Here is a 20,985-nt window from a genome sequence, read left to right on the forward strand (position 1 = left end):
ATTCAAAATGCCGCAACACCCGCTCCCCTCTTCCCGTAGAATGCTAAACGGGGGGTGGGTTTAAACTTGTTTTAGGTGCAACCATCTCCTGTATTTGATGGGCATTGCACCCCCAACCTACTGTATAGCTTAGGAGTTTTACCTAGTGGATTTATCACGTATTCCTGCTCAACCCAAACCAGGCTTGATCAACGTTTTGATCGAAATTCCCGCAGGAAGCAAAAACAAGTACGAGTTTGATAAAGACTTAAACGCATTTGCGCTTGACCGAGTACTTTACTCCTCTGTGCAGTACCCTTACGACTACGGCTTTGTACCTAATACCTTAGCTGATGATGGCGATCCCTTGGATGGGATGGTGTTGATCGATCAACCAACATTTCCAGGGTGTGTGATTGCTGCTAGACCCATCGGAATGTTAGAAATGATTGACGGTGGCGATCGCGATGAGAAAGTTTTGTGTGTGCCTGATAAAGATCCCCGCTACACTCATATAAAATCCCTCAAGGATCTTGCCCCTCACCGCTTGGATGAGATTGCTGAGTTTTTCAGATCCTACAAGAACTTAGAAAAGAAAGTTACCGAAATTCTAGGTTGGCAAGATGTGGATCAGGTAATGCCACTTGTTGAAAAGTGCATCAAAGCAGGTAGCCAAAAAAGCTAAAGATGATAACGTTGTGTAATTCAACGTTAAATAAGGTTAAAATCAGTTATCAGTTAAGAGTAAGCATTGATCTTGTAACTGATAACTGATTACCTTAAAAAGCATTCTCAATCTTTAAAATAATTTCTCCAAAATGCAGCGATCGCTTCTTTTAGCCAAAATTCATAGTTGCACCATTACCGATGCCAATGTGAACTACATGGGTAGTATCAGCATCGATCAAGCGTTGCTGGATGCGTCGGGAATATTACCTTATGAGCAAGTACAGGTAGTTAATGTGAATAATGGGGAGCGATTTATTACCTATGCGATCGCTGCACCCGCAAACTCAGGCGCAATAGAATTAAATGGTGCGGCGGCGCGTTTGGGTGTAAAAGGCGATCGTTTAATTATTATGACTTATGCCCAATTTACACCTGAAGAAATTAAAACCCACGCCCCTAAAGTTGTGATGGTAGATGAGCAAAATCATTTGCTCGAAGTTCGTCGTTATAATGAGTTGCAAAATAATGGTTTTCATGCTGAGTTGATTCATAGTTTGCGCCTGTAAATAAGGATTTGATGAGTAAAAATCAAGGAAAAATTCTGATAGTGCGAGCATCTTGCTCGCGTTTTTGGAATATTACTGAATAATTCTCAAAGAACAGTAAATTCTGATAGTGCGAGCGTCTCGCTCGTGGATATCCAATCTTACGCAAAAAACACTAGCGAGCAAGATGCTCGCACTATATATAATCAACATTAATTGCTAGGGTGTCAACTTGAATCCTCAAGGCATCAGGTGACACACGCGAGCAGAATGTTAGCCCTATCCGAACCGCCCCAACATATAACCAACATTAATTATTATTACGCTATTAGTAGTGCGAGCGTCTCGCCCTTTGGATCTCCAATCTTGATAATCCTTCAAAAGGATTCCCAAAAAAAAGGATATTCTTCAGGAGTTTTAGATAAACCATCTTTGACAGGATTCTGCCTAATGTATTCCCATTTATTTTGAAATTCTTTTTCATCCTTAATCATTTGCTCATACCGCCCATCCTGCCAAACTTTGCCAATATGAAGCATTACGTTAGGAATTTGTTTAGCACTGTAACTTTTAATACTATGCAAAATACTACCAATTGACCAAAATTCATGTTCAACCTTTATAAAAGGTTGAATCAGTAGGTGTACATGATCTGGCATGACAACGCCGCTAAATAGGTAGTAGCGTTGATTATGAAAAAATTCGCAAGCATTTAGAACAACTTGACGAGCAGCAGGACTCAGTTCTAACCTTTCCCAAGTTACAAAAGTTACAAAATAGCTACTTTGCGGTTTTTCTAAGCGAGGTAACTGTTTTTTGAAGCTCATTTTTAATATTAGTAATTGGCGAGTTGGTCAATAAAGAGGTCGTTGGTGTCGATAGCTAGTTAGTCAATAAAGAGGTCGTTGGTGTCAATAGCTAGTTAGTCAATAAAGAGGTCGTTGGTGTCAATAGCTAGTTAGTCAATAGCGAGCAAGATGCTCGCACTACATAATTAATTTTTCTTCAACAGTAACTTATATTAATATCACGTAGATTGCTCACACCTGATGTGCTAATTGGATATCATTTACAACCTGAGTAATTTCTGCTAATTTCTGGGCAACTTTACCGCTAGTTAATAAACTTTCTGCTTCTGTAAAACCAGATTCTATATCTTTACAGACACCACAGCGCCAGAGATAAAAGCCTCCATTCCAAATAGCAGCTTGCATTAATTCTGAAGGTTTACCTTGCAATACTTCCTGCATTTGTGCAATTAAGCTAGTAAGTGATTCTAGAGGTACTTCTTTACCTGCAAAACCGTAGTCACGGGGATGGAGATGTAGACGTTCTAAATTAGAATTAGAAAATATACCGATAATTGCAGTGCGATCGCGCGGTAAATCACAACTGCCTTCTAATCCTTTGACTGTAGTAAAATATTTTTGTCCCCGCAAAGCATGGGCATCTTGAAACATAGTTTCTGTAGGCGGATGGACAAACCCTGAAATGATTTGAGCAACACCAGCATAAGGAGACCACATTAACTCCATAGTTGCTAGTGGTGGACGTTTGCCGAGTTGATCGCGGTATTCTACTAATTTATTAGTTAATGGGAAATGTAGGGGAAGATAAACAAATCCTAATTTTGTTGTCTCAAATACTTGCTGAGTTTGTGATAAAGGTAAACGGAAATTTACGCCTAACCCCTGCCAAATATCAATCAATGGGATGCCATATTTTGTGGGCATAATACCGCCACCGTGCATCACTACTGGTTGCCCAACTGTAGTAAGAATTAAAGCCGTTATGGGACTAACAGGTGCAGTGCGCGATCGCCCATCATAAGGAATACCTAATACTATAACTTGTGAATCAGTGCTGGTAAGCGGTTGCAACCTTGATCCTAACTCGTCGTAAGCATCCAGCATTCCGGCTAATTCTTCGCCAGTTGGTCGTTTAATGCGATGAGAAATTAAAAAAGCGCCTATTTGTGCAGGTGTTGCTTCTGCTAACAGCATCATCCGCATCGCATCTGCTGCTTCCTGGCGAGTTAAATCTTTGCTAGTGTGAGAACCGCTACCCACTTTTTTTAGCAATTCCCGAAAAGCATCGCTCATAACTAACACCTACACTCTTTCTAACTCCAGCTTTATCTCTGAGCAATCTTAATTAACCCAGAGGCATTACAGCAGATTCCCTTATTGTGCTTACCAAGTCAACTGGTGGCTGACCTAATTCTCTAACTAATTTACAAAAGTGTCTAACTGGGGGAATTTGTAATCTGTCTTGGGTAGTAACTAAAACAACTTGGCGCGTCAAACCCATCTCTGTTAAAGAGTCGGTGATCGAACCTGCTGAAATATCTTCTGTACTAGCAATAGGTCTGACAGCTAAGGTGGGGTCTGTGTATGCGTCTATCAAAGCTGACTTTGGCAATAAGGCAATTAGTTGTCCTTGTCGCACTACACCGCGAAAAGCATCCAAAGTATTCAACTCCATCACTGCTTTGAGTTTTGCGCCTTGGCGCGAGAATCGCTCTTGTACTAAACGTTGCATCCCGTAGCCGTCTTTAAATACTACTTGGGGGTAATTAAGTAATGCTGACCAAGGTACTTGTTGATGTTCAGTTAGGGGATGATTGGCAGCCATTAAGATTTCAATTGGCTCATTATATAAAACATCAACTACCATTTCTGGACTAGCAGTAAAAAAGCGATTATTCATTACTACCGCTACATCTACCATGCCATCTTTCAGGACTTTTAAGGCGCGATCGCTCCCCAAAGCTGTTACTCTTAATTGCACGTCTGGATAATCGCGACAAAATTGCTGTAATACTGGCGGTAGGTAGTTCGAGCAAACTGAGTGAATTGCTGCAACACAAAGTTCTAGTTGTTTCCCTGCTAATAAATCTGCTAATTCCTCGGTTGCAGTTTCCCATTCTTGGCAGATTTTACGGGCGTGAGGTAAAAATATTTCTCCTCCCACTGTTAGCTTTGCCTGGGCTGTGCGATGAAGCAATAGCAAGCCTAGTTCGCTTTCTAGCACTTGGAGTTGGCGACTAATTGTTGATTGGGTAACGCCACATTTTTTTGCCGCCTGCTGAAAGTTTCCTGCTTCAGCTATAGCTAGAAATGCTTGCAACTGCTCAATTCGCATATTGATGTAGGCTAAAGCACAGTTTAAGATTTCATTACGATAGCTGATTTACTGAGCAATTTTAGTAAGGCTTGATACAGATGCCTTGGGTCGTGACGTTCTCTCCCGTTATAAGAAAGAAAGTTGAAAACCCTGTAGCTTTAGCTCAGGGATGAAAACGAAATAGAGGTGTTCACGCCTCTGTTTCGTTTTTCTTGCTCTTCTCGTGTCTTGATCTAAACCATTAACGCTTGCCTTTCTTGAGTCGCTAATGATTGGTCGGTAGATTGATTCACCCGCTCAAGCCATTTCTCAGCCTTTGAGTAGTTATCCTTTTGTACCTGTTGAATCGCTTGTTTGAAGTTTAGCTGCACACCCCAAACATCAGTATGGAAGCGTTTTTCTCGCTTCATCTGGTCAAAGAACGCGGCGGCTTCAACGTGAGACAATTTACCGCTCGTTTTGGCGATCGCCATAAACGCTTCAAACACATCATCTGCCATCTTCGCATCACCACAGACGTAGTAATGACATTGGGGATGACTGAGCAGTTGCCAAAGTTCCGTCGCTTTCTCCTGCATTAAACCCTGCACGTAAACTTTCTTGTCGGTTAGGCGGGAGAAGGCAACTTCTAACCCAGACAATACGCCTTGATTTCGCCAGTTTATTAGTCGCTTGCCGTAGATAAAGTCAGTGCGATCGCGACAGCCAAAGTAGAGACAAGCCTCACCCAAAGTTGTTCCCTGCTTTTGCAACGCTTCCCGATATTGTAAGAAAGCGATCAGTGGCGAAACGCCCGTGCCAGGTCCCACCATCAGCATCGGTGCTTGCGGGTCAGCAGGAGGACGGAAACCAGAGGTGCGAACCCCAATGCGAACTTTAGATCCAGGTCGCAGTTTGGCTAGATAGTTAGAGCAAAGCCCCTGTCTCACCTTGCCTGCATCGGTTCTTATTTGCAGAACTCCTACGGTAATTTGAATCTGATTAGGATGCAGTAACGGACAGGAGGAAATAGAATAAAGTCGCGGCTTTTGCTTGGGTAGCAATTCTAGCAAGGCTTCTAAGGTGACAGGTGCCGAGGGAAACTTATCAAACAGATCGGCAACGCTCATACAGGTGTCGGTGATAGTTTTCTTGAGCGTCACACTATCGGGATGATCCTCGCCCTGGCGCAAGATGTCTAGCCAAGTTTCCAAGCGATGCTTTTCTTGAGAATTTTGAGCAGTGGAGTACAGGTACGCCAGCAACTCGTTAAAGGGTTCGCGTAATGCTAGGTCAAGTTCCTCAGAAAGCAACTGACCAACGGTGGTAGGAACAGCAACAGGCGGTTGGTCATCGGTTACTGTTCCATCCGGTGTGACATAGTTCGCCGTAAAGTAGGTGTTAGGAGAAACTCCAATTCGCGCACATAAGCGATCGCTCAGTTCCGGTGGATTACATGGATAAACAGCAACGTGATCGCCCGTTTCATACTGCAAATCCGTATTGCTAATGTCAAAGGCGATGTAACGAGTGGAACGACTGCCTGGAATCACTTCTTGTAGCAGTTCCTTCTTGGCAATTACGGGGACTGGAATGCCGCGTTCGCTAGAAGGAGCAGGAAGGGGCGGAAGATTCGCTTCATCAAGGAAGGTTACGGCGAGTTTAGGAGCCGTTGCGCTTGCTGCATCACCAGCAGTCGCATCTTCACCCAACAGGCGGGAGATCAAACCTAACCATTGCTTGAATGTGTCTGCTTGACCTTTAATTTCATCGCCTTTATGCAGAGGAGCAGCGCGATTCGCTCCCGCTTTTGCCAAGGCTTTATCTACAGAAATCCCTGCTGCACAAAACTGTTCGTAAACTGTACTACCAATGCCTAAGACAGAATAGTTTAAGCCATCCAGTGAACCAGCAGGCTGTTTTTTCAACCATTGCAAGAATCGCTTGCCGTTACTAGGCATTTCGCCATTGGCAAAGGTAGAAGTGACAATCAGCAGGAGTTTTTCATTGGCTAATGTCTCAACTGTATATTCATCCAGTGCCATCACTTTCGGGCGGAATTGCTGTAATTGCCGCGCGGCTTTACGAGCAAAGCCTTCTGCGGTTCCCGTTTCAGAGGCATAAAGGATGAGAATGCGATCGCGAAGCGTCTCGGAACGAGAATCGTGCTTATCGCCGTCTTCATCTACAACAGCCGTCAGTTTCTCCAGGTCAATGCCGTCTTCGACTGCCCAACGGTCGGCAGCATGGTGATAGGCAGGTTCTAAGTAAAAATCGCGCATCTGGTGATGCCACACCGGACAAGCACTACCCCCCGCCGCCGGAACTACCCAACCCCAATCACCCGGACACTCGCGCCCTGCTTTCTTTTCACGCAAGTCATGGGTGAGAAATTGACGCGAGGCGGTTTGGTGATCCACAATTGTTACCTTCGCTTTCTGGAATGAGTGGAGGATAGCGATGTTGAGTTCCAGTGCTGCGCGATCGCGCCACAAGGTCTGCTCTGAACTGGTATCCAGTTTGAGGACTTTGACAATTTCCTCGATCTTGTTGTAGCGGTACTCATCCAAGAAATCCCGCATGATTTCGGTGTCCATGTACCAGCCGTTGAAGGGCATACAGCCGTAGTGGATGCCGCCAATGTGAACCGAGAAGTTGCTGATGGCAGGAATGGCATACCAGCGCATTCCGATGTCTTTGAACTCAGGAATGGTCGGATGTTCGATATGCACTTCTAGCACTTCTTCTGGCTGCCAGTGATACATCTTTGGCTCCTGACCGGGAACCTCAATCACTACGGGCAGAATATCGTAAGGGGTGCGCGGTTCGGGAGGTTGCCAACCAAATTTGATAATAGCGTTGGTCAATTCTAAATTTGCCGGATCGCCCATGACGCTGCCATCAGACATCTCATACGCCGCATAGCGATAGAGTTGGGAATTCCAGAAGCGTGAACCCCAGCGTTCCTTGGGCTGCTTGGGAGGGAAGACGGTCATCGTAATTTGCAAGTTGCCGCCATTGGTGGCAAACTTAACGTGTTCTTGGCATTCGCGAAACATTTCATCGGGGTCAGTGACATGACGGCGATCGCGCACGACCATATTATTCCAAGCAATCCGTCCGACACACTTAGAGGCATTGCGCCACGCCACTTGAGTCCCATACGCCAGTTCCTCATAGGTTTGCGTATAGGTTCCCGTTGCCTGAACTTCCTCTCGAATTTCCTTCCAGCGCCGCTCTCTGTCCTCTAGTTCCCAGGCTTGTTCTGACGAAATTAGATCGAGGTACTGCTTCGCTTTTTTGAGGAAGCGCTCTTGATTGAGCATTGGCAGCTTAACTACGCTGATAACGCGATCGAGCAATGTTGCCCACCCCTGCCGTAACTCTGGCGTGAAGTTAGGCAAATACCGCTCAAACAGAGCAAACATTGTCTCGCCGATCGCTGGATAAGCACAAGACGGCACATCAGCAAATCTATGTACCTGACCGAGAGACCGCAGTTCTTGCAGCATCTCCTCACTGCTACCAGTCTCCAAACATCGCACCAAAAATTCCAATGCTTGGAACAGATGTAACGACAGATAATCCATATCTGACCGTCCAAAAATCGGCAGCACGAAGGGGTATTTCTCAAATAGGATCTGGTAAAACTCCATTCCCATTTGCTGCTTATTCTGGCTAAATACTTGCCAGCAATCTGCCATTTCTTGTAGCAGTTCCGGTGGCAAGGCTTCTTCGTAGCGACGCACTGCCGCAGCCATCGGCAAAATTATATAAATATTGAAGAACTTGTAGAGGGCAGAGCCTGCACCTTTTTTTAGATCCTCGCGATCATACTCCTCTAGATATGGGACGGAAGGCAACATCCACATCCACACCTGCCGCGCTTTGATCCAGTGCTGAGGACGCATTCCAATCTCAGCAAAGAATTTGCCATAATCCTCAACGGTATCCAACTCATCGCCTTTTTCGGGTGGCACTCCCATCAACGGTTCGCCAACAATATTCTGGGTTTCGGGCTGAAGTTGGTGGATGGCACAGTCAAACAACTCATAGAAGAAGTCGCTGATGCTGTCTATCGCTTCCCCAAATAGGTACTCAATCTCCGGTTCCTCTAATAACAGCCGCTTGAGAAATTTCTCCATTTGTAGCTCTTTCCACGCCCGCAGCTTATTCCATGAATCCTTTACAATCACTTCCTCTTGCGGGGTCAGTGACGTAGGCTGAGGCAGATCAACCTCCACTTTTTCTGCTGTGCTTTGAGTCCGCCGACGAGAACTCTTCTGCGTACTCAATAACGTAATTGTGCTGCTACTACCTTCACGGGTACTTTCGGTCAAGCGGACTTTCAGCTTTAGCTGCGGGGCTTCTTCCCAGGTAGTGATCGGAAACTCTATATCGGCATTGGGATCGCCGTTTAAGTATTCCTGTGTCTCAAAGATGACAGTTCCAGCATCCTGCCAGGGGTTGCTAATATCTCCTTGGCGGTAGCATAGTGTGAGTGCGATTGTGCAGTTTCCTTTATTCTTCAGTTCCACCAACCAACTTGGCTGCATTCGGGAAAATAAATCCTTTTGCAGCAGAGTCTCGCCCTCATGGGAGATAAGCTGCACCCGGCACTTATACTTATATTGACTGGAAACAGGAAAATCAGTAGCAGAAACTTCGGTCAGATGTATAATGTGCTGACTATTAAGGGTTTGAATATCAGGCATCTTATAGGTAGGTGGGAAAAGAGTATAGGGACGCGGAGAGTAGTAAAATAGACACAAAACACCCATCTAATCTATCTTAAGCAGGAAGGAAGCGGAGAAGTCGATCTAAGTCTCTTAATGCCCTTACCTTTCTTTTAGTTTATAACCCAGACCCAGAATTGGGTTTTTACCTTTCCTTAAATGTTAAGTAATATTTCGTTAATAGTATCTGGGTCATTGATAATTGTTAATTGTTCAACCTCTGCACTTTTTGAGTTTCATCTAAGGTTTTTTCAACGCCTGTTTCGGCAATTCCTTTAACGTAATTAATTTTGATTTCTTCAAGCATATCTATAAGTAAAGATTGAATTTCTTGCAGGTTTTGCGGCTTTTGTAACTCCACATCTAAGGCGTTGATAAAGTTCTTGCTTAAACGAGCGGTAAGTTTTGCTCCGGCTGGATCTTGTACAGCATTTACTAAAGTACCGTAAGCTTTATCAGACAGGGTATTAACTAAATTTTGGGTGATTTGAGTTGGTAAGTGATTTAAGCCAGGAAGATGATTTAGTTGTTGATAACCTGGAATTTGCTTAAGAGCATTTTCAATATTATGATGAAGTAATGCTTCTAGATCTGGTTGAATTTTGGGCATGACTTCATAGACGCTGAGATTTACTAGGCGAGATGCGATCGCACTTACCTCATTTACTGGATTTACCTGCACATAAGCACGGCGAGTTTCTGGATGCAGCAACCACCGTGCAGCCTCACCGCGCTTGATTATTTCTTGAATCTGATTAATTATCTGTACGCCGACTACTGCTGTTATTTCCTCAGCAAAGTTAGCTACAAAATCATGGTTAAGTTGCGCTCTTAAAGGTTCTAAATTGAGTAACTCAGATTGATACAAACGAACTGTTACTGGAATAATTCTTAACCCCCGCCAGAAAGGTATAAGTAATAATAAATCGTACCAACGACGCAGTATCGCTTCTAACCAATTTAAATGAGGATTACGGCGACTAATGTAAAAAGTTCTAGCTAGAAACTCTAAACTAAATATTATCACAAATGGTAAATCAATTTGCCAAAATTTATCAACAAATTTTCCATTGATATCAATCCCTCGATAGTAATTATAATTCATCAAGGGGCGTATTTTAGTGTTGAAAAAGTTGATTTCTTGCTGCCAACCTACTGCCGCTAGATGTTCTTGGCTCCAAAATGTTGCAAATGCTTGATGGGCTGAACGAATGCCAACGCGATCGCGAATATCATGTTTGATTTTTTCTAATAACCCACTTTTATTTGCCCCAGCAAAGGGGTTATCTTCAATCATTTCGTTGCTCAGAAAACGTAATTTTTCTAGCAATTGTTCTACCTCAGTTGAGGCTAAACCATTTTGCGTAATCTGTTCTTGTAGTTTGTTTACCTGCTCTAAATAGCGTGCTGTCTCTCGATGAGGTTCAATTCCTTGAATCGGGTCATACAATTGAGTTAAAATAGGAATTTCATTTAGATAAACATCACGCCAATGTATATAGCTGATATTAAATAATACTAAGCAAAAATTGATCACAGCAATCAGAGCTATGATTTTTTCCAGCCAGCTATTACGTCTAATTGGGGATTTTTTTACAAGTATTTGTGAAGTCATAAATCGCAGAGTAAGTAATTTCTAAAAATTATAATTTTGTTGAATAATTGTCATCTATACTAGGAAGGATCTACCTAAAGATAGATAAACAGTAATTCGGTTGACTAAATTATCATTTTTATTAGACAATAGTAAGACCAATGATAGATGACAGCAAAAAATAGCAACTTTTAGCTGTGTAGTCTATCTAGTTCGGGCAAAATAGCTGTTTCATAATTATGAGTTTGCTTTCATACTATGGTTATGCTTGATGACTTCAGCTTAATTGAAAAGTTTATCAAGGGAGAGGGTGAACTTTTATCAAATCCAAACTTAAGAGTTGAATCTACATTTAAGACTGACCAACTTTTAGCTAGAAATGGCACGGTTGTAGCGGTTATCGCTGATAAAAATCCTGTTAAAGCAGTTAGCGTTAACACAGCTTCAAAACATTTTTATTTAATGAGTCAGGTACTACTGACGCATACTTTTGCCCCTGTGGGTGAAATAAAAGGATCGAAATTAATTCAGTATGAGCCGCATGAAATTCCTGCTGGTTATAAGGTAAATTATACCCCTGTTAAAACCTTATTTAAAAAATGGTGGACTCAGCACCGTGCGAGTAACGAACACGAAATTAAGCTAGACTTGCTAATTTTAACCCGCTCTAAATGGTATCCTATAAGAAGTATTAGTCATAACCTAGGAGGACTCTTTTTTAAAACGTTGGTTGATGAAATTTATGTAAATAATGAAGATGGCATGGTTTGGTTAAGCCGAATTACAGATAGTCAAATAGAAGATAATATTAATAGTATTACGGCGCAGAGTATTAATGCTGATAATCAGCCATTATCTGAGCAAGTACCACAGATAGATCATAATCAAATTCAAGGGGCAGAAGCTATACTTCCTATAGCTATTCGGATTTTTAATGGCTGTCTTAAAGCTGGAAAAACGCAAGAAATTAAACCAGGAGTTTGGTTAGCAAAAGGCGCTGGCTACAATTTAATTTACAAACCTGATACGCAAGATTTTTCGATTGTAGCAAATCAACGGGGGGTAGTTTGTAAATATAAAGGTAAGGTGGTTGAGGATGCTAATAATTTAAAGTCAGAAGATATGGAGTTATGGCGGAAAATTAAGGATAAGTTAGAAAGTCAGAATTTAAAAATTAAAGAATGATGGTGCATCATTAGAAATAATTTTAAGTAAGTAAAACCCCACCCCCCTGCCCCTCCCTGTCAACGGAGAGGGGGACTTATATGTATGATTAACCCGAAATTATGTAGAGACGCACATAATATAATTTGATTGGCGCTACCACTCTTGTAAAGCGATCGCAATTCCTTGTTTTAATTCTACTGATAATTGGGTATCTGCTGCTAACTGCTGTAGTTGTTGATGTGCTTGTTGTGGTGCTAGGGTTTTTAGGGCTGCGATCGCATGAAGTTGTACATCTGAATCTGCTAACATTTGAATTAGTGTATCTATTGCCTTAATTTCTCCTAATTGTCCTAACGCTAGTGCTAAGGAGTTTTTCAGGTTAGTTTGTTGCGCTAGTTGTTCTGAGTTAATAAATTCGATCAGAATATCTGCTGCTTGTGATTTTAATGGCTTTTCTATCCTTCCAAGCTGCATGATTATTTCTTGAGATACTGATGGCGTAGAAGTTAACCCTTGACGCAAGCAATCTAAACTGTAAGATGTATTTATCCAAGCTAATGCTCTGACAACTGTTAGTTGTAAAACTTCTGGTGTTGCTGGTGATTTAAGTATGGAAAATAAAGCAGTAGCAGCGTCATCAGTACCTAAACGTCCGAGTGCGATCGCCGCACAACCGCAAACGTCTATATTAAAATCATATAGTAGCGGTTTAATGTGGTTAACTAAATCTAATTCATCCCTTAAATCAGGACGTAAACCTAAACCTACCACAGCTTGTTTTCTGACTGGTGCAGCTAAATCTTGCAAAGCTGATAACAGTATTGGAGGAATTCTAGCATCATGGAAGCTGCTAAGAGCTTCAATTGCAGTAGCGCGTACTGTGACATTTTGATCCTTGACAACAGTAAGTAAAGGAGCGATAGTTTGAGAAGAACGAATTTGAGCAAGCGATCTCACTGCTAATAAACGTGATTCTTCTTGTGATAATAAACCTGTAAGTGCGTCTATTGCAGAGGAACCTAGATTTATTAATCCTGTCCGCGCCATTTCTACTAATTCTTCATCTTCAGTAGATTGGATTAATTCAATTAAAGACGTAACAACTGTAGGATGATTAAATCCTGCTAAAATGCGACCTGCAAACCAGCGTAATTCAATCTCTGCATCTTCATCTTGCATGATGGTAATTAAAGGTGCGATCGCATTTTCTCCCAGTTTGGGAAACACCTTTGCAACATCCCATCTTTCTTGAAAATCACCCGCATTAAGTACTTCTAAAGCTAGGTATAAAACTTGCTCTAATTCTGCTGTAGTTAGTTGAGATGCTGTCTCAGGATTTTTTTCTGGTTTGGCGGTGATGAGTTGTTGTAAATATTGACTTACTAAAGACCAATCTTTTTGTTGGGCTGCTGTTTGTGCTTGTGATAAAATATTTAATATCATGTGAAACAAATAATTTTATTTCAGCAATATACCTTAGTTTATTTATAAATCAAAATGCCGCCGGAAGCGAGGATCAATGTAGTGTTGTTTGCGCTGGTTACAAATTCGGCAGAGTGTTTGCAGATTACTAATATCGTTAGAACCGCCAGTAGCAAGGGGGATGATGTGATCAATAGTAAGTTCAGTTTCTAATTGAGTTTTACCACAGCTTTGACAGTGATAGCGATCGCGATCGTATACATATTTCCTGACTTCAGGAGGAATGCGAATTCTGGGTGTTTTACTCATTGGTTGTTTTCCTAAGTTTGTTCATTAATCATACGGCGGAGATCATCTAGTGGTGATTCAGGTTCGTTAGTTTCGGGTTGATTGTTTTCTGGTGTTTCTGTATCTTCGGGTTCGTCAGGGCAAAATTCTAAACTTATTCTGATTTTTACTCTTCCTTTTTTCCAACCTTTAGAGCCAGGTTTAAGTATTTCACAATCACAAGCTCGTTCAAACACATCATCAGGGATGATACCTTTAGAACCTAGTATTTGTCGTAAAGTATATAATGCTTGATCCTTCAAAACCTCATTGAATGCTGAAATCAATTGTCCTACCTTAAAAATAGAACCAGTCTCGGAAAATAACACTGCAATATCATTTTCTTCTGATTCAGAATCGAGGGGGCGAAATTGATTGTTCATAAAAAATTTAGTTGTTGATTTTGTTGATTAATTATCCGGCGTAGATCGTCTAGCGGTGATTCTAGTTGAGTAATTTCTGGGTTATCAGTACTAGGATCATGTTCTTCTTAAACATAAATCTTTAATAAGTATACAACCGAGAACGGAAAACCCCACCCCCAGCCCCTCCCCTTATTAAGGGGAGGGGGGCAGGGTTCTTTTAAATAAGTATAAAAATTTAATTTAAGATTATCTTTGCTATAAACATCACAACGCGCTGTTAATGAATTCTCTGTATATTAATCCCCATGATTGGCTCAATTTAACAATTAGACTGACTCTAGCCTTAATCGCTGGGGGAGTTGTTGGTTGGAATCGCCAACTAAGCGGTAAAGCGGCTGGATTGAGAACTCATATGCTAGTTAGCTTAGGCGCGGCGTTATTTGCTTTGGTTCCCTTAATAGCGAGTAATTCCCCATCAGTTGATAGCCTTAGTCGTGCGATTCAAGGAGTCGCAACAGGTATAGGATTTTTAGGCGCGGGAGAAATATTACATCAATCTACTCAAGAGACAGGTAAACCACAAGTGCGGGGGTTAACATCAGCAGCAGGAATTTGGGTAACAGCAGCGTTAGGATTAATTGCAGGTTGTGGTTTATGGGAACTTGGCGCAATTGGTACTTTAATGACATTGTTTACTCTTAGTGTTGCTAAGAAGATAGAAAAGGTTGCTTTTAAAAACAGAGATAAAAATGAAATTTAGGCTAAAATGTAGAGACGCGAAATTTCGCGTCTCTACACACCTGTATAGCTATATCACCCTTCTACAAATACACTTTAGTATCTGAATCTGTAATAACAACAGCATCTAAAACTGCATCAGATTGAGGGATATCAGGCAAAACATGATCATACAATTGCATTGCCTGTAAACAACTATTAATCCCCTCAACAGCTTGATTAAAAGCTGCTATTTTTTGCTCAACTTCACTTAAAGATCGCTGATTACGAGCAAGTTTTTCTTCAGCTTCTTGCTCTAATGTTTGCTCTAAATAAGCGCGTGCCTGATTATATTGTTGCAAAATTTCATCCGCTTGATGCTCTGCCATTGGTAACAGATTAGTTTTGAGAGTTTGGTTAATAGTTTGGCGGAAGTTACGTTTAATTGTTTGAAAAACTTTTGGCTCAAAATCTAACTTCAACAACTGCCTAATTGCAGGTTCAGCTTCAATCATACTTTCAATATCATAACTTTGGGATGTTTGCTGTAATGTTTGTCGAAATTGATAGATAGAAAATGTACCTTCATCATAAAAACGCGCACTTTCGCGCACAAAGCGATCGCACTCAATTCGCGCTGCACTTACCAAAGCATCAGAAACAGCTTTTTCTACCTGTTTCAACTGTTGTTCAATCCCCCCATCATTCCCTAACAAACGATACAATTTACGGTAAAATTCGGCTTTGCGACAACGTTCAACAATATTTTGAAATAGCCGATGAATTACTTCTTTGCAAGATTCTACTAAAATATCTTCTAATTCATTTGCTAAGTAATAAAGTGCTTCCACTAAAACAGCAATTAAAGGTGCAGTAGCATTGCGGGGATGATTCATAGTTGCACGACTATAAGCAGCTTCTACAGAAAAAGTATCAAGCAACTCATCTAAACGGCGAATCATCCGCGATTGTAATACACGGAAATCTGTTTCAAAAGCATCAGAACAATTTGTAACTAACTGATTAACTTCTTCTGCTATATGTTGGCTAAATTCTTGCCCAACTTGTTGTAATTCCTGGTTGAGTTTTTCTACTTCCCGCGCTTTCATTGTTTCAATTTCGCGGGGTTGACTGTCCAAATCTCGCTCAACCGCTTGATAATGCTTACGCAAACTAATACATAATGGTTGCAAGTCATCAGCTAAATTAGAAAATAATTCTCGCCGTTTATCTTCTTGCAAATAACGGGTAATTGCTGTATGAAATTCCTCAATTCCACTATCCTTAATTAGCTGTTGAATTAAAGGTTTTCCCTGATCAGCTAAAATCCGCACATAATTTTGATTAGGCGTTTCATAGTTATGTACGGAAATTTGAAACTGACTAGGAGATAATTTGCCAGAATTGGCACAGTAACGGTTAAATTCATAGACAAATTGGGGAGTATCTTCACTAATACCAGTACTTTTCACACTCTCAGCAAATATGGTATCTAAACCAAAGCGATCGCGCCCACTTGTATTTTTTAGCTGACTACCATAAAATCCTAATAACCCACTGGTTTTATAAACCTTCAACGTATCCCGAAACTGAGAACTAATTAAATCATCTAACCGTTGGCGCAGTTGCACATTATACCAAGTTTCATCAATACGGTTAAAAATATAAAATACGCGATCGCGGATTCCTGGGTTACTCCGCATCTTTTCTAATAATTCCGTTTCCTCCGTCGTCATATCCCCAGCAGATGCAGGTTTAAGTACACATACAACCGCCGACGTTTCGGGGTCTTCAATTTTGCGATAAGTTAATTCTGCATCCTTCTTAACAGGTGCATCAATCCCAGGCATATCAATTAGCACATTGCCATCTTCCAATAAAGGATGATTGCAATTATATTCTAAGCGTTTAAGAACTGCGCTATTACTACCACGACGCGCATAAGTAGCAGCTTCCTTAAGATTAGAGAAGTTAAACTGCTCCATAGAATAGGTAGCATTATTAACAGTATGAATGCGATCGCGATTTCCGACAAACCCTTCCAACAATAAATCTAAAGCCTTCGCTTGCTTCGCTCGATCTGACTTACTCTCGCCACCCTCTTTTGTAATAATTGTTTGGCATTCTTGGCGTATACGGTTAACAACTTCAGAATTATTAACATTAATCGCAATCGGCAATCCCAGCTTTTCACACAAAGCAGTTATTTGACCTTGAATCTCAACTTCACTCAAAAAAGTCAAAACAACTTTTTCTTCATCTGGTTTCGCATAAGCAATGTAACACTCAGTACCAGTCGCGTGTCCTTCTGCACTATAAAGCAACTCCCGTTCTAGCAGTGCATTTATTAGCATAGATTTACCCGCACTAAACGCACCAGCAAACACAATTTCAAACGTCGGCGAAATTGCCTTTCTCAAAGACGCTTGCACAGAAGTAATATCTTCAGTGCGTAAAGACGGTTCCTGATGAAGTAAATCTAGTAGAATATCAACTTGCGCTTGCAAGTTTTCGCACTGAGGCGGCATTTTGGTCATAAAGGCACTAAATTTTTTAAAGATCGTCAATATTAACAACTATAGCTAGGATAATTAAACAATAGATATCCCCTTTAATGCGAATTATGACAAACAATCAAAAATCAATAATTGAACATTACCACGAACGGACAAAATATCATCCCGAAACAATTGCCCGCAAAAATCAGGGAATAGACTGGAACAAACAACCAATACCATTTAAAGAATACAAAATAGGTACATCTTTTGATCTCAAACCTTATCTAGTTAACAAACCAGAAACATTTCCCGATTTTACTGCTGCTAACTGGTGGGCGCGTCTGTGTCGCTTGCTATTGTGCAGCTATGGATTAACAGCAAAAATTCCCATAATGGGACAACCAATGTATCTCCGGGCAGCGCCTTCTGCTGGTGGTTTATATCCAGCAGAAATTTATATAATTTCTCGTGGTACAGCACAATTACCACCAGGATTATATAACTACCAATCAAAAAATCATACATTAATTCATTTTTGGGCTAGTAATGTTTGGCAAGAATTACAAACAGCTTGTTTTCAACATCCAGCTTTAGAAAATACACAACTAGCAATAGTAACTACAGCTATCTTCTATCGTTCAGCATGGCGCTATCAAGATCGAGCCTATCGGCGGATTTTTCTAGATACAGGGCATCTACTAGGCAATATTGAGTTAGCCGCCACCCTCAACGATTTTAGACCTTACTTAATTGGTGGTTTTGTAGATGAAGCTGTTAACCAATTACTTTATCTCGATTCTGAACAAGAAGGAGCAATAACTGTCATTCCTTTAGCAGATTTGCAAGATTTTAAAGAAATACCAGCAGCGCCAACAGCTTTACCATCAACCACTCAAACAGATTATCCTAAAATTCCTGATGGTGAATTATTGGGATATTGTCATAAAGCTACACAAATTTTGGAAAAAAACTATCAAGACGTAAAAGATAAATTACCTAAATTCTTTATTAATACCACCACAGAAACATTTTTTGATGATAAATACAATTTCCCCTTCTGTTTAAAAGTTTCTACTGTCAGCCCACCAATTAATTGGGCAGGAGATAACCCAGAGAAAATGCCTTTAGAAGCTTTAGAAACCAGCATTCTCAAACGTCGTTCTACCCGCGATTATAGTGGTGCAGAATTAACTTTAAGCGAACTGAAAGCATTACTAGATTTTACTTACCAACCCCAAAATTACACCAAGCAAGGTTTAGATAGTTCACCAGATTACTTTGATTTGAGTTTAATTGAAACATTTATCGCTGTTTCAGGAGTAGATGGGTTAGAAGATGGTTGCTACTACTACGCCCCGAAAGCACAAGAGTTACGGCAAATTCGCTTTAAAAACTTCAGACGAGAATTACATTATCTTTGTTTAGGTCAAGATTTAGGTCGAGATGCGGCTGCTGTATTATTCAATACAGCAGACCTTAATAAAGCAGTGCAAAAATATGGCGATCGCGTTTACCGCTACTTACACATGGATGCTGGTCACTTGGGACAAAGATTAAATTTAGCTGCTATCCGCCTAGAATTAGGCGTTAGCGGTATTGCAGGCTTTTTTGACGATCAAGTAAATGAAGTTTTAGGTATTCCAGCAGATGAAGCTGTTATTTATATTACAACATTAGGAAGACCAAAATAGTTTTTAACAATTAGTAATAAACGATTACCAATAGACATCTAATTAGTGTCCTAATATACAAAACTGCTGACCATTATAGGCTAAAAGATTATTGCAATCTTTTGCTAAAAAAATAAGTTATACGTTTAAGTATACGTAAACGTATACATCGGGCTTTTATAATTATTTGTTATTGTTCTACAGTTCTAAAAATCTTAAAATTTGTATTTAATGATTGAAATCAAAATATTGGTGGATTATTGTGAAAAACCTGAACAATATTATATTGCAAATTATTTTACTTTTAAGTCAAAGAATCGGGCGATGTTATTTAAGCAAGTAAAGTTTTAAATAATAGTAAGTGTTTCAATAAACCATAAATAATTGATTTGCTATCCAAATAAATATAATTATGTATCCCCTAGAGAAAGTCATCACAGCGTATCGTCAGACTCACAAATGCGATTTTTATCAATTACAGCTTATCATGGACACTTATGTTTTGATAGTAGGAACAGTAGAATTTGTTTCCAAATTAAGTGCTCGTGTTTTTGATCGATTTAATGATAATATCAATGCCTGTTATGACTGGGATGAAGTTTTACCAGAAATTCAAAAACAACAACCTAGTATTTTAATTATTCAGGCAAATCATAAAAATAATTTCAATCTGTGCCGCAAAATAAAAGAACAAAGTCAAAAAAATTGGCTTTACTGCATTTTTGTAGAAGACCAATTTGAAGGAAATGATCAGTGTCTCCCTTTGGATATCACGGCAGAAGCTTTAGGAAACGGAGCAGATGCTTACATGGCAATGACTTCAGGGGCAAGTGGATCAACTTATGAAGCAGAAAACCGCCTGCTTTTAGCACAAATCCAGGTTGGGTTGCGTCAAACTCGTCAATTCCGCGATCTAATACAAAGTAATATTGTTTTATCGACAATTGCGGTTACAGATTCATTGACACAAATCAAGAATCGTTGCGCCCTCAAATCGGAGTTACCAGAGCAAATTATTAATGCACGTTTATGCGATCAACCTCTGAGCGTAATCATGCTAGATGTAGACCATTTTAAATCAGTTAACGATAATCATGGACATTTAGTAGGCGATCGCACCCTGCAAATTTTAGTAGCACGCTTACGCAATCAATTGCGTGTTCAGGATGGCTTCTTTCGTTATGGTGGCGAAGAATTTGTGATAATATTGCCCAACACTGAAGCGGCTTCGGCAAGAGATATAGCTGAACGTTTACGTCGCTTAGTTGACAAGCAATCTTTTATCGTTCAACCAAAGGAACGCCTACATATTACTATCAGTATAGGAGTATCCACCCTCGATCTTACAGATGACGAACAAGGAACAAGTTTAGTCAAACGTGCCGACCAAAATCTCTTAAAAGCTAAAGCTGCTGGTCGCAACCAAGTTATTCCCGAATCACAAAGCTAGGGGCAGAGGAGAGAGGAGAGAGGAGAGAGGAGAGAGGAAGGGGAAAATTGTTAATTGATAACTGTTAATTGATAATTGATAATTGTTCATTGATAATTGTCAAGCACTCCTCTACTGATTTGCGCTGCTGCATTGCCGCTACTATAGATTCATAAACTTTTAAATGCTCTTGAATCATAGTTTTTGCTTGAAGAATACAAAAACGCTCTAGCTGTAAACACTCATTAACAGAACGTCCCATTCCTGAGAGGACTTCTTGGAGTTTTTGTCGATCTTCCCCACCACCTTCAGCATTACCGTAAACTAAATTTTCTGCTGCAATTCCAGCCATCCAAACAGTGCAGTAACGTTGGATAATAATCGCGGCTTGTGGTGAAGTAAATTCCTGTGGTGCAAAGCTAACCCCGCCTTGTCCTGGTTGCCCTTTTTGGAAAGCTTCCCAAGCACTGAGAGTATATCCAGTGATAGGAATGCCTAATAAATAAGCAACCAGAAAATGACCAGCTTCATGTTTAATAATGCGATCGCGATATTCAGGTGAAAATCTAGCAAAGCCATCTAACAGCAGATTAACGCCTTTTCCTCGCCAACTCAAAGTATCCAAAGTAGCAAAGCTTAAAATCCCAAAAACTGCGATCGCCGGAATTGCTGGCGAGATATTAAACAATGGCATCAGCAAGCTAGAAAGCGTCATTACAAAGACACCAATAGCAATTAAATTCAGAGAAGTTTGTTGCATAC

At 40.6% G+C, this 20,985-nt stretch carries 16 protein-coding genes; 6 read left to right on the top strand and 10 right to left on the bottom strand.

Translation table 11 applies throughout. The annotated features are described in order from the left end of the window. Nucleotides 1-145: 145 nt before the first annotated feature. Both CRI9333_RS14505 and panD read left to right on the top strand, forming a co-directional pair. Complete coding sequence (locus CRI9333_RS14505; protein ID WP_015203912.1) at nucleotides 146-664, top strand: inorganic diphosphatase; 519 nt, start codon at nucleotides 146-148, stop codon at nucleotides 662-664. 133 nt (nucleotides 665-797) lie between these two features. Next, a complete protein-coding gene (gene panD / locus CRI9333_RS14510; protein WP_015203913.1) occupies nucleotides 798-1,214 on the top strand; it encodes an aspartate 1-decarboxylase in 417 nt (138 codons plus the stop codon). A gap of 356 nt (nucleotides 1,215-1,570) precedes the next feature. On the opposite strand, the gene CRI9333_RS14515 is transcribed toward panD, so the two are convergent. The 5 genes from CRI9333_RS14515 to CRI9333_RS14535 all read right to left on the bottom strand — a co-directional run bounded on the left by CRI9333_RS14515 (nucleotide 1,571) and on the right by CRI9333_RS14535 (nucleotide 10,649). Further along, nucleotides 1,571-2,020: an REP-associated tyrosine transposase gene (locus CRI9333_RS14515; protein WP_015203914.1), complete on the bottom strand. Its 450-nt coding sequence runs from the start codon at nucleotides 2,018-2,020 to the stop codon at nucleotides 1,571-1,573. Nucleotides 2,021-2,233: 213 nt separating this feature from the next. Further along, complete coding sequence (locus tag CRI9333_RS14520) at nucleotides 2,234-3,295, bottom strand: anthranilate phosphoribosyltransferase family protein (protein ID WP_015203915.1); 1,062 nt, start codon at nucleotides 3,293-3,295, stop codon at nucleotides 2,234-2,236. A 52-nt stretch (nucleotides 3,296-3,347) separates the two neighbouring features. Then, on the bottom strand, nucleotides 3,348-4,337 hold the full coding sequence (locus tag CRI9333_RS14525) for a LysR family transcriptional regulator (protein WP_015203916.1): 990 nt from the start codon (nucleotides 4,335-4,337) through the stop codon (nucleotides 3,348-3,350). A 215-nt stretch (nucleotides 4,338-4,552) separates the two neighbouring features. Next, the gene (locus CRI9333_RS25020) at nucleotides 4,553-9,013 is read right to left on the bottom strand and encodes a nitric oxide synthase oxygenase (RefSeq protein ID WP_157462329.1); all 4,461 of its coding nucleotides are present in this window, start codon (nucleotides 9,011-9,013) and stop codon (nucleotides 4,553-4,555) included. Between the two features lie 226 nt (nucleotides 9,014-9,239). Beyond that, on the bottom strand, nucleotides 9,240-10,649 hold the full coding sequence (locus CRI9333_RS14535; protein ID WP_015203918.1) for a hypothetical protein: 1,410 nt from the start codon (nucleotides 10,647-10,649) through the stop codon (nucleotides 9,240-9,242). A gap of 237 nt (nucleotides 10,650-10,886) precedes the next feature. Between CRI9333_RS14535 and CRI9333_RS14540 the strand changes: the two genes are divergently transcribed. Then, complete coding sequence (locus CRI9333_RS14540; RefSeq protein ID WP_041226063.1) at nucleotides 10,887-11,813, top strand: hypothetical protein; 927 nt, start codon at nucleotides 10,887-10,889, stop codon at nucleotides 11,811-11,813. 135 nt (nucleotides 11,814-11,948) lie between these two features. On the opposite strand, the gene CRI9333_RS14545 is transcribed toward CRI9333_RS14540, so the two are convergent. From CRI9333_RS14545 to CRI9333_RS14555, 3 genes are read right to left on the bottom strand one after another with little or no spacing between them, the layout of a single operon-like run. After that, complete coding sequence (locus tag CRI9333_RS14545) at nucleotides 11,949-13,238, bottom strand: HEAT repeat domain-containing protein (RefSeq protein WP_015203920.1); 1,290 nt, start codon at nucleotides 13,236-13,238, stop codon at nucleotides 11,949-11,951. 42 nt (nucleotides 13,239-13,280) lie between these two features. Then, complete coding sequence (locus CRI9333_RS14550; RefSeq protein ID WP_015203921.1) at nucleotides 13,281-13,526, bottom strand: HNH endonuclease; 246 nt, start codon at nucleotides 13,524-13,526, stop codon at nucleotides 13,281-13,283. Nucleotides 13,527-13,537: 11 nt separating this feature from the next. Next, on the bottom strand, nucleotides 13,538-13,927 hold the full coding sequence (locus CRI9333_RS14555) for a KGK domain-containing protein (protein ID WP_015203922.1): 390 nt from the start codon (nucleotides 13,925-13,927) through the stop codon (nucleotides 13,538-13,540). Between the two features lie 262 nt (nucleotides 13,928-14,189). Here CRI9333_RS14555 and CRI9333_RS14560 point away from each other — a divergent pair, with 262 nt between their 5' ends. After that, nucleotides 14,190-14,669, top strand: a complete 480-nt coding sequence (locus CRI9333_RS14560) for an MgtC/SapB family protein (RefSeq protein ID WP_015203923.1) — start codon at nucleotides 14,190-14,192, stop codon at nucleotides 14,667-14,669. Nucleotides 14,670-14,730: 61 nt separating this feature from the next. Here CRI9333_RS14560 and CRI9333_RS14565 read toward each other — a convergent pair whose 3' ends face one another. Continuing rightward, nucleotides 14,731-17,163: a dynamin-like GTPase family protein gene (locus CRI9333_RS14565; protein ID WP_015203924.1), complete on the bottom strand. Its 2,433-nt coding sequence runs from the start codon at nucleotides 17,161-17,163 to the stop codon at nucleotides 14,731-14,733. An 86-nt stretch (nucleotides 17,164-17,249) separates the two neighbouring features. On the opposite strand from CRI9333_RS14565, the gene CRI9333_RS14570 reads away from it, so the two are divergent. Together CRI9333_RS14570 and CRI9333_RS14575 are read left to right on the top strand one after the other, a co-directional pair. Further along, on the top strand, nucleotides 17,250-18,815 hold the full coding sequence (locus CRI9333_RS14570) for a SagB/ThcOx family dehydrogenase (protein ID WP_041226696.1): 1,566 nt from the start codon (nucleotides 17,250-17,252) through the stop codon (nucleotides 18,813-18,815). Between the two features lie 466 nt (nucleotides 18,816-19,281). Beyond that, nucleotides 19,282-20,244 (top strand): GGDEF domain-containing protein, encoded by a 963-nt coding sequence (locus CRI9333_RS14575; protein WP_041226065.1) that lies wholly within the window; start codon nucleotides 19,282-19,284, stop codon nucleotides 20,242-20,244. Between the two features lie 64 nt (nucleotides 20,245-20,308). Here CRI9333_RS14575 and CRI9333_RS14580 read toward each other — a convergent pair whose 3' ends face one another. After that, nucleotides 20,309-20,983 carry a hypothetical protein gene (locus CRI9333_RS14580; RefSeq protein WP_015203927.1) on the bottom strand — a complete coding sequence of 225 codons (675 nt, stop codon included), beginning with the start codon at nucleotides 20,981-20,983 and terminating at the stop codon, nucleotides 20,309-20,311. Nucleotides 20,984-20,985: the final 2 nt, after the last annotated feature.

Origin of the sequence: Crinalium epipsammum PCC 9333, assembly GCF_000317495.1 — a bacterium.
Taxonomy (GTDB): domain Bacteria; phylum Cyanobacteriota; class Cyanobacteriia; order Cyanobacteriales; family PCC-9333; genus Crinalium; species Crinalium epipsammum.

Excerpts from the sequence above, each read along its gene's own strand:
- panD (WP_015203913.1), top strand. The coding sequence starts at position 798 with ATGCAGCGATCGCTTCTTTTAGCCAAAATTCATAGTTGCACCATTACC.
- CRI9333_RS14515 (WP_015203914.1), bottom strand. The coding sequence starts at position 2,020 with ATGAGCTTCAAAAAACAGTTACCTCGCTTAGAAAAACCGCAAAGTAGC.
- CRI9333_RS14520 (WP_015203915.1), bottom strand. The coding sequence starts at position 3,295 with ATGAGCGATGCTTTTCGGGAATTGCTAAAAAAAGTGGGTAGCGGTTCT.
- CRI9333_RS14525 (WP_015203916.1), bottom strand. The coding sequence starts at position 4,337 with ATGCGAATTGAGCAGTTGCAAGCATTTCTAGCTATAGCTGAAGCAGGA.
- CRI9333_RS25020 (WP_157462329.1), bottom strand. The coding sequence starts at position 9,013 with ATGCCTGATATTCAAACCCTTAATAGTCAGCACATTATACATCTGACC.
- CRI9333_RS14535 (WP_015203918.1), bottom strand. The coding sequence starts at position 10,649 with ATGACTTCACAAATACTTGTAAAAAAATCCCCAATTAGACGTAATAGC.
- CRI9333_RS14540 (WP_041226063.1), top strand. The coding sequence starts at position 10,887 with ATGGTTATGCTTGATGACTTCAGCTTAATTGAAAAGTTTATCAAGGGA.
- CRI9333_RS14545 (WP_015203920.1), bottom strand. The coding sequence starts at position 13,238 with ATGATATTAAATATTTTATCACAAGCACAAACAGCAGCCCAACAAAAA.
- CRI9333_RS14550 (WP_015203921.1), bottom strand. The coding sequence starts at position 13,526 with ATGAGTAAAACACCCAGAATTCGCATTCCTCCTGAAGTCAGGAAATAT.
- CRI9333_RS14555 (WP_015203922.1), bottom strand. The coding sequence starts at position 13,927 with ATGAACAATCAATTTCGCCCCCTCGATTCTGAATCAGAAGAAAATGAT.
- CRI9333_RS14560 (WP_015203923.1), top strand. The coding sequence starts at position 14,190 with ATGAATTCTCTGTATATTAATCCCCATGATTGGCTCAATTTAACAATT.
- CRI9333_RS14565 (WP_015203924.1), bottom strand. The coding sequence starts at position 17,163 with ATGACCAAAATGCCGCCTCAGTGCGAAAACTTGCAAGCGCAAGTTGAT.
- CRI9333_RS14570 (WP_041226696.1), top strand. The coding sequence starts at position 17,250 with ATGACAAACAATCAAAAATCAATAATTGAACATTACCACGAACGGACA.
- CRI9333_RS14575 (WP_041226065.1), top strand. The coding sequence starts at position 19,282 with ATGGACACTTATGTTTTGATAGTAGGAACAGTAGAATTTGTTTCCAAA.
- CRI9333_RS14580 (WP_015203927.1), bottom strand. The coding sequence starts at position 20,983 with ATGCAACAAACTTCTCTGAATTTAATTGCTATTGGTGTCTTTGTAATG.